This window comes from Paenibacillus sp. JNUCC 34, assembly GCF_058269055.1.
Genome location: NZ_CM177770.1, coordinates 2,775,826 through 2,788,687 on the forward strand (window position 1 = coordinate 2,775,826; position 12,862 = coordinate 2,788,687).

Genomic DNA, 12,862 nt, shown 5'->3' on the forward strand with positions numbered 1-12,862 from the left:
TTTTGTCTGCACCAATAGGGTAGCAGTGTAAAGTAAACTCAATATCAATTGGATGGAACGATACACTTGATTTTCAGTTTACTTTTTGAAGGTAAAATTAATTAGCAATAATAAGGTAAATGGAGGCACTTTATATGCTGAAAATATTAGTCGTAGAAGATGATACTAACACCAGAAAGTTAATGTGTGCCGTTTTAAAACAGAACGGTTTTGAAACATGCTGGGCGGAGGACGGCATTATCGCACTTAATTTAATGGAACAGCAGCGCTTTGATTTAGTAGTACTTGATTTAATGATGCCGAATATGGACGGCTATGAATTAACACGGCAACTCCGGCTTTCATGGGAGAATCTGCCCATCTTGATGGTTACAGCTAAGCAGGAGCCAAAGGACAAAAGGAAGGGTTTTCTTGTTGGTACGGATGATTATATGACAAAACCTGTAGATGAGGAGGAGATGGTACTTCGTATTAAGGCACTTCTTCGCAGAGCAAAGATTGCCAGTGAACATAAGCTAACAGTCGACAAGGTTGTACTTGATTATGATGCGCTCACCGTATCCCGTGAAGATAAGGTTATTACACTGCCGCAAAAAGAGTTTTACCTATTATTTAAGCTGCTTTCTTATCCGAATATGATTTTTACCCGTCTTCAACTTATGGATGAGATTTGGGGAATGGAATCCGAAACCGATGACCACACACTTAATGTTCATATAAACCGCTTACGGGACAGATTTCGAGATTGGCCAGAGTTTGATATTATTACAGTTCGGGGTCTTGGCTATAAGGCGGTGAAAAAACATGAGAGAATTTTTTAAGAAGCGATTGAGTCTTGCTATAACATTGGTGATGTTTGTGTTCGGTGTATTGGTGTCAACATTTGTGCTGATTGGAGGAAGTGTCGTCCTATTACAGCATATGGGCGTTAGTTCTTTTTCTGGTCATCCTGCACTGGATTCGAGAGGGACCACTGGGAAAGCTCTATTCCCGTTATTTATACTCTTTGGTCTCTGCATTTTGCTTGGAACTGCACTTACGGCCTTTCTCAGCAAAAAAGCGCTGAATCCCATCCGCAAGGTAATTGATGCCACCCATAAGGTGGCCGGAGGAGACTTTAGCGTTAAGGTAGACCTAAAAGGCATTGGAGAATTGGAAGAATTGTCTCAGAGCTTTAATAAAATGACACAAGAACTTTCGAGCATTGAAACACTGAGAAGCGATTTTGTCAACAACTTTTCCCATGAATTTAAAACACCTATCGTATCTTTACGTGGCTTTGCAAAACTGCTCAAAGAAAATAATCTTTCGGACGAAGAACGACGGGAGTATCTTGACATTATCATAACGGAATCAGAGCGTTTAGCTGCACTTTCCACCAATGTTCTTACTCTGTCAAAATACGAGAACCTTGAAATTGTTGCGGATAAAGCCCCGTTCAGGCTGGATGAACAAATTAGAAAGTCAATCGTTTTAATGGAGCCCAAATGGTCTGCAAAAGAGATTACCGTAAATGTGGACTTAGATAAGGTGATTTATAGCGGAAATGAAGATTTGACACAGCAGATATGGATTAATCTTTTAGATAACGCCATTAAATTTACCAATCAAGGTGGCTTTATAGATATTACCCTTGCATATGAAAATGACGAGATTCGGTTTGTTATTCAGGATGACGGATCTGGCATGGACGATCAGACTAAAGCTCATATTTTCGATAAATTTTATCAGGGTGATACTTCTCATTCCAAAACAGGATACGGACTTGGACTTCCACTTGTAAAACGCATAGTGGAACTTTGCGGTGGTAACGTTGGCGTTCAAAGTCAATCGGGTAAAGGCAGCATATTTACCGTTGTATTGGTAGTTCTCAAAAACAACCATTGATGACATGGATAGTCGTCAATGGTTGTTTTTTTCTTTCATATATATCTTCTTTTCTAGAAAAGGATTATTGCAGTATAAATTCTTCTAAATACTGAACATATAGTACTAGAATTCCTTTATTTCATTACTGTTTGAAAAAATAGAACTATTCAAAGAATTTACAATCAAATTAAAGGTGTCAGACCTTGTCCACTGGGGAAAATGGGCGGTGTCTTTTATACTGAAATAGACTTTAGGAGATGTAATACTTCGATAAAAATCAAAAACTATTTCGGAGGAAGCATGATAATCATACTCACCTTCGATAAAAGCTATTGGAACCTGAAAATTTTTATAAGCAGAAAAATCAATTTCTGATACTTCGTGCCATAGCTTAACTATGGACTGCTCAGAACCTTTTAGTCGTTTTATACAATCCATCAATGAATAGTTTTTGGAAAAAATAAAATAGCGATATAATGATAAATACGTACTTTTTCCATAAAGAGAAACACCTTGCTTGATTAGTTGACTCATAAAAAACATTAAATCAGAATACCAATTATCTTGATTAAACTTTGTGTTTAGAGAAGAAATTCTGTTTTTAAGACGATGATTATCAATATGACTTACAATGTATTCTTTACTTTTTTTAAACATTTTTTGCGAACAAATAACTTGTCCAACTCCAATATAAAAATGTATCAATTCTGGATACGAAATAATGAATTTCATTCCAATAATGCTTCCCCATGAATGTCCCATTAAGCATATTTTCTCTTTTTTGAATTCAACAAGGAGTTTTTCAATTAAGACCTTCAAGTCAAGAACAAAATCATTAATAGTAATATGTTCATCTTCTCTAAACCTATAGTATGATTTTCCAGCACCCCTTTGCTCCCAAATGATTAAAGTATAGTTTTCGGATAAATCTGAATTAAAATGCTCAACAAGAGGTAGTGCCGCATCACCAGGTCCGCCATGTAAATATATTAAAATAGGATTATCCAAATTAGTACTTACTACTTGAACATATTGGTTAACACCATTTATGGGATACCATTTGCTGTAATTATACATTTAATCTCCCTACTTTCGTTGACACAGATGTGTCATATAAGTAGAGTCTATATATGAACTAATTGATTTGCAATCAATGGAAACACATTGGTAGAAAGTGTGTCAGGAGAGAAAATGGGAAAAAAAGAAGATATAATTAATGGTCTATTTTCTGTGATGGAAAAATATGACTTTTCACTAATCACTGTTACCCAAATCACGCAGGAAGCTAGCGTAGGAAGAAAAACCTTTTATAGATATTTTAAAAATAAAGAAGAAGTACTTAAAGAATCTATAAATTTGTTATTCTTAGAGTATTCCTCCTTTCAAGAAAATTATTTTTCTTCTAAATATGAAGTGCTAATTCATAATCATTTTTTATTTTGGAGTAATCATTTAACATTTCTTAAACTTATGTATAACAACGAACTAATGTTATATATTTTTAAGCAATATCAAAGGTATGTTCCTAAGCTTAATCAAAATTATTTAACTGACAAAGAATTTAATCATATCACTGCAATTTATGCAAATGCATTTACTACTGGCATATTTTGGTCAATGCTGTACACATGGATAGAGAATGGAGCAAAAGAATCTCCCGCTGAATTAGTAAGTATATGTATACAGTTTTTACAAAATAGAGTATAAGAAATTTAGAGCATTGAATGATGAAAAACCTCTGTTATGCTACCTCTATCGTTTTTGACACAAGAAACTATTGCAGACAACAACAATTCTTTTTTCATGACGGGAGCGGGAAACTGCTTTCGTCTTTTTTCTTTAAAATTCAAAATAACTGTGTCATTGCTCTGTTAAAGATGTAGCTTACTTCTCCAGTGCTTTACCTTTCAAAAAAGCTTGCAACAGAGAATACTTGTATAGCGATCTAAATACGTAGAATATCGAAATATTGCACGAACATATCGAAATATTGCACACTATGGAAGCGCTTTTACTACTAATATCTAAATCGAAGGTCATAATGATAGGTAGGGGGATGCGAAATGAAAAGGTTCAAAATGTTATTGGTCAGCTTCCTTACGCTTGCATTGGTTGCAGGATGCGGCTCAAGCGGGGGAAATACGCCAGCGAACGATCAGGCAGCAGGAAATACGGATGGAAATCAGGCCGCAACTCAGACGAAAGAGGAAGACAAGAAACAGGATAAGGTTACGATCAAATACTACACTTGGTACAATGGTTCGCAATTTGAGGATATACAGAAGATTGTCGATAACTTTGAGAAGGAGAACCCTGATATCCATGTAGAACCGATACAGCTTGTAGATAACGCAAACAGCACTGACTTCTATAAGAAATTGGATATTATGAGCGCGGCAGACGATCCTATTGACGTGATTCAATTCTCTCATGTTGACTTTATTATCGAGCGGGCAGCGCGAGGTGTCCTGGCTCCGATCGACGATTATCTGAAGAACAATAACATCGATCCTGCTAACGACTTCTACGTCAATCCGGTCTATCAGGGTAAAGTCTACGGTCTTCAGGATATGGCCAGCCCTTGGGTGGTTATTATCAACAAACAGGCGCTCGATGAAGCGAATCTTCCGGTTCCGGAATGGGGCTGGACCTGGGATGATTTCCGCGATTATGCGAAAAAATTGAATAAGGGTGAAGGAGCAGATAAACAATTCGGAGCTTACTTCCATACTTGGGGAGAGTACGTGGGCTTCCCGGCATACTCCGAAAAGCCGCATCCGTATCTGTCCCAAGATCAGCAGCCGATTTTCGACGACGAATCCTACAAGCAATTTTTCGAGCTGCGCCGCGCTATGGAGAAGGAAGACAAATCGGTCAAGCCGTTCTCTGAGATCGTTGGTGCCAAGCTTCATTACGCTTCAGAATTTTTCAGCGGGAAAGCAGCTATGGTGCCTACAGCAACATTTATTGTCGGAATGATCAAGGATCAAGAGAAATACCCTCATGATTTCCAGACTGTCTTTGCGCCTCTACCTCGTTCGTCCGACAGCGCGGAAATCGGATCTTCTTATATCGGCGGGGACTACCTATCCGTGGGCATTTCTTCCAAGCACAAAGAAGAAGCTTTTAAATTCATTGAATATGTAGCTCTACAGACCGATGTCATTCGAGACTTCCCAGGCTACAAGAAGACGGATGCCAGCAAAGTGATCCAAGCTCTGGTGGGCCCGGACGCTGCGTTGATCGAGGAGGAATCCTTGAAAGCAACAGTCTTTGACAGTAGAGCGAAAACGGTTTACGACGCGAACTGGACAACCGATTATGCAGGGCAGATGAAGAAGGTTATCGAGGACGGTTTCAGCGCTTTTATGCTTGACAACCTCACGTTTGAAACCGCACAGAAGCAAATGATGGAAGATGCCAATAAAATCATCAGCCAATCGAAAAAATGAATAGATTGATCGGTTGATAGATTGATATATTGAAAAGGCGGCCGCCAAGGCGGCCTTTTCAGGCTTTCGGTTGAATCGGAACTTAGATCGGAGTGAGGCGAAAGGCGCATGTACAAACTTTTTAAACGGTCGTTCTATATGCGGAATCAGCTGACTTTGTTAATGTTTATCCTGCTTCCGCTGTCCATCGTTTCATTCATGACCTTCTTCCTGATTAAGGATGTTGTAATCGACAAGGTACAAAACTCGCGTCAGAATGTGGTCAATGTAATGGCCGGAGATATGGAAAAGAGTGTAGAGGACATCATATACGCCTCGAACTTATTCAGATATAACGCGCTGTATGATGATTTGCATGCATTCAAGAATGTGGACCAGATTGCTTCTTCGGAAGATTATAAGAGATATGGACGGATTTCCGAAATGCTGGACCTGGCTTTTTCCAAGACTTCTGGTTTGAAAGCGCTTGTATTCTATGTGAACAAAGCTCAGTTCCAGATCGGAACTGCCGGTGCTGATTACGATGCCAATAACAGGATCGAGGCGATATCATCGGAATGGATTACCGAACGATGGAAGAAAGAAGCTAATCCGGAGCGAATTTATTGGTTTAACGTACCTGCTGGGCAAGGAGAATTATACGATATTGATGAATCAAATTATCTTTTTGTGAAGGTGATCAAAGAACATAATGGCAATGATTACTTGGGGGTGCTGTATGTATCGGTTTCCCACAGGTACTTTCATCAGTTGTTCGAAGGCATCGGAGCGGGGCAGATCGGCTTGTATGAAGCAGACGGGAACCCGATTCTTTTATACCCGCAGCAATCAGAGCTTGAATCCGCCCCTGAAGTTATCGAATTGCAGTCAAATGTTTCAAGAACGGGCTGGCAAGTGGTGTATCGGTTTTCACCTAAGGAGATTACGGACGAGATAACGAATATATTTTTTTTGTACGGGCTAGTGCTCGTCGTATCGGTCCTTATTTTTATCGCTCTTTCCATCGTCTTGGCGAAACGGATTCATCGACCGTTATTCAATCTGCAGAGGATTGCCGAGAAATTCGGAGACGGGAATCGGCTCGTGCGATTCCCTGTAACAGGTTCTGACGAATTCGGGGTCCTGGGTAACGCCTTTAACAATATGCTGGATCAGATCAACCAGTTGATCTTCGACGTCGAGCAGGAGCAGGAGGAGAAGCGGATTATTGAGCTGCAGGCTCTGTTCTCCCAAATTCGGCCTCATTTCTTAATAAACACTTTGAATTCCATCAAGTGCGATTTGCTGCTTGCTGGGGATTCCATCCGCGGCCGGCAGGTCGAAGCTTTAATGAGTCTTTTAAGAGCGTATATGCGTGTGAACGATAAGAGTACGCTAAGGCAGGAGTGTAAGCTGCTCCAGGATTATGTTGATATCATGAAGGTCAGAAGCCGTTTACGGCTTTACCTGATCGTAGATCTTCCGGAAAATCTGGAGTCATTCGAAGTTCCACGCCTTGTTCTGCAGCCTCTGGTCGAGAATGCGATCGTACACGGTTTTGCAGATCCGCCCGATTATGCAGAGATTGAGGTTCAAATCAGCGAGACGGAGTCAGGGGTGATAATACAGGTGAAAGATAACGGGATCGGCATGGGAGATGCACAGATCGATCGGCTCAGGACAACACTTCGGGAGGAAAAGTATATAGAGGAAAATCGCAGAGTCGGGTTGTTAAACACACTCAGGCGCTTGCGTTTAACTTACGGACCTAATGCAACGATAGATGTGTTGCGAAATGAGAATGACGGAACCACTTTTATCATGTTTATTCCCAAACCGGAAGAGAGCAACCGACAACGAGCGCAGGCCGAATATATTGTTGTCGATGAGCGGTAAGTGTCCATGGTAACAATATTTCACATACTAGTATAAATCGTTTCCTCGGGTTTTCTAGTAATCCATTATCATACTCTCATAGATACATATAGATTGAGGTGAGGGATATGGCAATGGTTTCGACGAAAACAGATGTAGAGAAAGGTAGGAAGGTTTTTTGGACAAACTCCCGTAGGGAATCGTTAGTCGGATTTTTGTTTGTTGTCCCAGAGATTACGGGCATCCTGTTGTTCGGCGTGTTCTCGTTATTATTTTCTCTTTATTTAAGCTTTACAGAGTGGAACCTGGTTGGGGGATTCGATGCGATTCATTGGATCGGTCTCGATAACTACAAAGCGATTCTCTCTGATGCAAAATTTCTCAAAGCATTGAAGAACAATCTGCTTTATTCAGTCATTCTTGTTCCGGTAAGCATGCTGCTCGGATTGATTCTGGCCGCAGTAATCAATTCGAGGGTATATCTGAAGGAACTGTTCAAGGTGGTCTTCTTTATCCCGTATATTGCTACAACCGTAGCAGTTGCAACCGTGTTCAGCATATTATTCCACCCTACGCAAGGCGCAATCAACAACATCTTGATGTCGTTAGGGATGAGCGAGCCTCCGGGGTGGCTGGGCAGCACAAATTATGCTCTTTGGGCAATTATTATTATCGCGGTGTGGCAGGTTCTTGGCTACAATATGATCATTTACCTGGCCGGATTAACGAACATTCCGGATGAGTTGTACGAAGCGGCAGATATCGATGGCGCCGGGACTTTACAAAAATTTTTCAAGATAACCGTTCCTTTGCTTGGGCCGACAACATTTTTCTTAAGTATCACCGGCATAGTTTCTTCCTTCAAGGTGTTCGATCTGATCGCTTTTCTGACTTCCGGAGGTCCGAATAACTCGACCAACGTATTGGTTTATTACCTCTACGAGGAAGGCTTCCAAAATTTCCGCATGGGTTACGCTTCTGCATTGTCTATGGTGCTGTTTATGATTATCGCTATTATTTCGATAATTACATCACGTATGCAGAAGAACGAGTTCTAGGGGGGATAACCGATGAAAAAATTACGTTTAGGTAAATTGATAACTACCGTCATAGTCGGCTTTTTCTCCTTATTGTTCATTTCTCCATTGGTTTGGATGTTATCGGCTGCTGCCAAATATGAAGTTGATGTAATGAAATTTCCAATTGAATGGATTCCGACCAAGTGGAACCTGATCGAGAATTTCAAAACCGTATGGCTTGGCAATGTGCCATTCGGCATGTACTATTTTAATTCGCTGAAACTCGCGGTCCTAATGACATTACTGACACTGCTCTTCTCATCGATGGCCGGCTATTCGTTCGCCAAATTGAATTTCCCGTTCAAAAATGGGCTATTCGTACTCGTGCTCTCGTTCTTTCTCATTCCGCAGGAATCGACTTTAGTTCCAAGATATATCCTTATAAAATGGTTCGGACTTTATGATTCGCACTTCGCACTGATCCTAATGGGAGCATGTTCGATCCCGCTGACGTTTCTGGCACGTCAATTTATTAAAGATATTCATACAGAGTATATCGAAGCAGCGAAGATCGATGGTTCCGGGCATTTGCGAATTTATTGGCAGATCATTCTGCCGATGGCCAAACCTATTTTGGCTACTGTAGGCATTCTGAAGTTTCTCTGGACATGGAATGATTACCAGAACCCGTTGATTTTCCTGATTAGTAAAAGCAAGTATACCGTTACGCTTGGAATTCAGTCGTTTGCTTCACAATACGGTACAAGCTATGCGGTAATAATGATGGCTGCCTTATCGACGATTTTGCCTATTCTTATCGTTTTCGTGCTTCTTCAGAAACAAGTTATTAATGGAATTACTATGGGAGGAGTCAAAGGATAGACTTACAGCAGATGTGGAGGGAAGCTGCATGATATATCGGATGATGCTGGTTGACGATGACGTTCCTATGTTAAGTTATTTGGAACAACTGCTGCCATGGGATGAGCTCGGTCTGAGAATAACCTCTTCTGCCAGTTCTAGTATTCAGGCATTGCGTCTGTTCAAAGAGAAGGACCCGCAATTGGTTATTACAGATATAGGTCTCCCGCAGATGGATGGGGTTGAGCTGGCTATGGAGATGAAGAAAATCAATCCGGATGTCCGGATTATCTTCCTCACCTGTCACGAGGATTTCTCTTACGCCCGCAAGGCGGTACAGATCAGCGCGGACGATTATTTGATCAAGGATGAACTCACTTCTGGCAAATTGAAAGAAAGCGTTCTCAAGGCGGTGTCGCATCTGGACGAAATGACCACTCGCCTGGAGCAATTATCGGATCGGATAGAGATTCAACGGCATAAGAACTTGCTTAAACAGTCATTCATGAAGCAAATTTTGTGCGGAGACGACTCGGATTCGGTGAAGCAATTGGGCTTAAGAATAGGGGTTGTATGGAAAAAAAACGACTTTCTGATGGCACATGGCATGTTCGATTACGCTTCATACGCGGCGCGCTACAGCTTCAGGGATCTTCCGCTGATCCGGTTCGCTCTTTATAATATTGCGGAAAATTTGACTTTGGGTATTGACGGAATGTCAGTGTTTCAAGACGAAGAAGGAACGATTCTGCTGATCTATAATTACGAGAAGAATCTTGCTGTAAATGCGTGTGAACGATTCGGTAGATATATAGATCAAGTTCATAGAGCGGTTCAGCAGTATGTCAAGGTTAGAATACGGGTTGTCGTCAGCAATCCGTTCCAAGGCGTTAAATCAATCGGTTCGATTCATTCCCGCCTGAAGCAGTATGATTCAGACCTGTATTACGATTCGGTCTCCTCAGCTGTCATGCAGGATTGGAAGCCGGCCGAGTGGCTGAGAACACCCCATATGACGACAGGTGTAAGAGCATCATTCTTGGCTGCTGCGAGAGAAGGGAACCCGGAGTTGCTACTGGATTTATTCGATAAATCGCTAGCAGAAATGAAGGAAAGCCGGGTATCTCCTTCCAGGGGGCGTTCGGAATGCTCGCAAATGATTCGTATGATTGAGTTTGAGCTTGGTTATCAGGGAGAATCCGAGTCTTTTCATTACTATTTCTTGCATGCTGGGAGAATCGAAGAGACGCTGGAGCTGATCCATATGCGGATTGAGCATGTCATGGGACCGACGGCAAATTCCGTCATGATGTTCTCGAAAACACCCAGGCTGAAAGTTATTGAAGATTATGTCAGAGAGCACATATCGGAGAATATTACAGCAGTTACGATGGCTAGTCACCTGTTTCTGAATCCGAATTACTTCTCCAGGTACTTTAAGAAATTAAGCGGCATGAATTTCACGGATTATGTACATAGTCTGAAGATGGATATGGCGGCGCAGATGATCAAGAACGATGCGGGCAAGATCGAAGTGATCTCCATGAAATTGGGTTATTCGGATCGAACTTACTTCTCGAAGGTGTTTAAAAAGTATAACGGAGTGACTCCAAGCGAGTATAGGCATTAAGACGGGAAGGGAACTTGAATGAATTTGTCGCGTTTGAATTGGGATTGGCTAAATCTGGATTTTTCAGGATTGGAAAAGATTAAAGAGTTTGTGGAACATCAATCTTATTCTGAAGCGGAGGAGGCCCTCCGGGAATATTTTCTCTGGCAGAATAAACCGGTCTGGTTTTTGAGCCTAGAAGAAAGGCTTTCAACGTTAAATGATGTCCGGCAGCGTTATAAGGATGACATCGAGAGGGAGATTCGGATAGCGGATGAGATCGTTGATCGGACATTTCTGTTCCGATATCCCTGGGATATGGAGCGTACTCAAGTCCCTGTTCGATTCAAGGATCAGATTGACTGGGAGTTCATTCCGGATCACGATCCGGAGTGGGTATATATGCTGAACCGTCATCGTTACTGGATCGCTCTTAGTCAAGCTTATTGGTTCACGGGGAATGACAAATATGCAAGGACGTTCGCGGAACAGCTGGAGGATTGGATTGACCGGAATCCTCTTACACCGCAATCCATGCAGACAACCTGGCGAACGATCGATGCGGGGATTCGCTTGGAAAATTGGATGAAAGCGATTTCATATTTAATGGACAGTTCCTATATTACCCCGCGCTTATTCTCCAAGCTTCTTGCTTCCTTGCATCAGCACGGAGCTTATATTACTGCTCATATGGACGGCTGGAGGCGCATCAGCAATTGGGGCGTATTGGAGAATCACGGCCTATTCGAACTCGCTGTGTTTGTCCCAATGTTTAAGGAATCGGCTCATTGGCGGGAGCTCAGTCTAAGCCGAATGAAGGAGATGGCGCTTATTCAAGTAGCGCCAGATGGCATGCACTGGGAGCAATCGCCCATGTATCATCATGAAGTGCTGCATAGCTTTATGGAGGTACTTGGCTTGGCTCGATGTAACGAAATCGAACTTGATCCGATATTCACCCGGACGGTTCGTCGCATGGCCTACGCCAGCCTCTATATGGCCAAACCGAATCATCACCAGCCGATGCAGGGGGACAGCGACGACAATGATGTTCGGGATATGCTGACGAAGGCCGCATTTCTTCTGGGTGACGGGGTTTTGAAGTTCGGAGCCTTCGATCAGTTTGATTTTGATACTTTTATGCAGTTTGGTGTCGCTGGGGCAGAACGTTATCGGCGAATCGAGCTAATGGAACCAACGTATCGCTCTTACCCGTTCGAACGATCCGGCAATTACGTTATGCGTTCCGGCTGGGGGGAGCAGGATCTATACTTGTATTTCGACTGCGCTCCGATGGGAGGCGGTCATGGACACGCAGATCTTCTGCACATCGATATACACGCCTATGGTCGGGATTTGCTGACCGATTCAGGTAGATATAATTACAGCGATTACTATCCGCTTCGCAATCAATTGAAATCATGCGAGAGCCATAATACAACGATCGTGGACAATATTCCTTTCACCGAATGCACAGCCAGTTGGACGTTCTCAAATATGGCCCGACCTGTACATTCGGTATGGATTACAGACGAGCAGTTCGACTATGTGGAGGGCAGTCATGACGGTTATGAACAGCTGGAGGATCCTGTTCGTCCAGTTCGGCGGATTTTATTCCTCAAGCCGCATTTCTGGATTCTGGTCGACAGTTTTTATTGCCGCGAAGCTCATACGTTCTCCCAATATTTCCACTTCTCTCCGGGAGAGGTCTCTCTCAATCCGGAGACGCAGGAATGTAGAACGGTTTCGAAGGACGAGGCGAATATTCGTATTATCCCTGTGACGGGTGGGGGTAAAGAGCTAGAGGCCCAATTAAGGGACGGGATAATCTCATACGAGTATAATTTGGCTGAATCGAAACGCTATGTAGAATATCGCTTGGAGTCGAGTGGCTTCGCATCGATGTTTCAACTGCTTGTTCCCCAAAAGGCAGGGGATTTGTTTGAGCCGATCGAAACACGCCGGGTTAAGGTATTAACCTACAACGGAGACCTCGTTGCCGATCATGTGGCCGAAGCGGTTTCCATCGAATTCCTGCAGACGGGAGAACGTCATATCATCGTTATTTGTCACAAGAAGCCTTCCATGCATATCGAGGCCTACATCGTGGATGGTGTTCAATGCTACGGTGAAGTTGTATGGATTCGTAGGCGCCAAGGAGAAGTGCAAGCGGAAATTATAGTTATCAAATAAATTAT

10 protein-coding genes are annotated in these 12,862 nt (G+C 42.4%); 9 read left to right on the top strand and 1 reads right to left on the bottom strand.

Annotated elements, in window-relative coordinates:
• The first annotated feature begins 134 nt into the window (after positions 1 to 134).
• Positions 135 to 821: a response regulator transcription factor gene (locus AC2TF5_RS13115; protein WP_491302571.1), complete on the top strand. Its 687-nt coding sequence runs from the start codon at positions 135 to 137 to the stop codon at positions 819 to 821.
• The gene (locus AC2TF5_RS13120; protein ID WP_491302572.1) at positions 805 to 1,887 is read left to right on the top strand and encodes a HAMP domain-containing sensor histidine kinase; all 1,083 of its coding nucleotides are present in this window, start codon (positions 805 to 807) and stop codon (positions 1,885 to 1,887) included. The genes AC2TF5_RS13115 and AC2TF5_RS13120 overlap by 17 nt, the downstream gene beginning before the upstream one ends.
• A 105-nt stretch (positions 1,888 to 1,992) precedes the next feature.
• Here the strand turns inward: AC2TF5_RS13120 and AC2TF5_RS13125 are convergent, their stop codons facing one another.
• Entirely contained in the window at positions 1,993 to 2,946 is a 954-nt protein-coding gene (locus AC2TF5_RS13125; RefSeq protein WP_491302573.1) for an alpha/beta fold hydrolase, read from the bottom strand.
• Between the two features lie 114 nt (positions 2,947 to 3,060).
• Here AC2TF5_RS13125 and AC2TF5_RS13130 point away from each other — a divergent pair, with 114 nt between their 5' ends.
• The 7 genes from AC2TF5_RS13130 to AC2TF5_RS13160 all read left to right on the top strand — a co-directional run bounded on the left by AC2TF5_RS13130 (position 3,061) and on the right by AC2TF5_RS13160 (position 12,857).
• Positions 3,061 to 3,576, top strand: a complete 516-nt coding sequence (locus AC2TF5_RS13130; protein WP_491302574.1) for a TetR/AcrR family transcriptional regulator — start codon at positions 3,061 to 3,063, stop codon at positions 3,574 to 3,576.
• A 356-nt stretch (positions 3,577 to 3,932) separates the two neighbouring features.
• Positions 3,933 to 5,321, top strand: a complete 1,389-nt coding sequence (locus AC2TF5_RS13135) for an ABC transporter substrate-binding protein (RefSeq protein ID WP_491302575.1) — start codon at positions 3,933 to 3,935, stop codon at positions 5,319 to 5,321.
• 108 nt (positions 5,322 to 5,429) lie between these two features.
• Complete coding sequence (locus tag AC2TF5_RS13140) at positions 5,430 to 7,196, top strand: sensor histidine kinase (protein WP_491302576.1); 1,767 nt, start codon at positions 5,430 to 5,432, stop codon at positions 7,194 to 7,196.
• A 113-nt stretch (positions 7,197 to 7,309) separates the two neighbouring features.
• Positions 7,310 to 8,233, top strand: a complete 924-nt coding sequence (locus tag AC2TF5_RS13145; protein ID WP_491302577.1) for a carbohydrate ABC transporter permease — start codon at positions 7,310 to 7,312, stop codon at positions 8,231 to 8,233.
• 12 nt (positions 8,234 to 8,245) lie between these two features.
• Positions 8,246 to 9,076: a carbohydrate ABC transporter permease gene (locus AC2TF5_RS13150; protein ID WP_491302578.1), complete on the top strand. Its 831-nt coding sequence runs from the start codon at positions 8,246 to 8,248 to the stop codon at positions 9,074 to 9,076.
• A 28-nt stretch (positions 9,077 to 9,104) separates the two neighbouring features.
• Positions 9,105 to 10,685, top strand: coding sequence for a response regulator (locus AC2TF5_RS13155; protein WP_491302579.1), 1,581 nt, complete (start codon positions 9,105 to 9,107; stop codon positions 10,683 to 10,685).
• A gap of 18 nt (positions 10,686 to 10,703) precedes the next feature.
• Complete coding sequence (locus tag AC2TF5_RS13160) at positions 10,704 to 12,857, top strand: alginate lyase family protein (protein ID WP_491302580.1); 2,154 nt, start codon at positions 10,704 to 10,706, stop codon at positions 12,855 to 12,857.
• Positions 12,858 to 12,862: the final 5 nt, after the last annotated feature.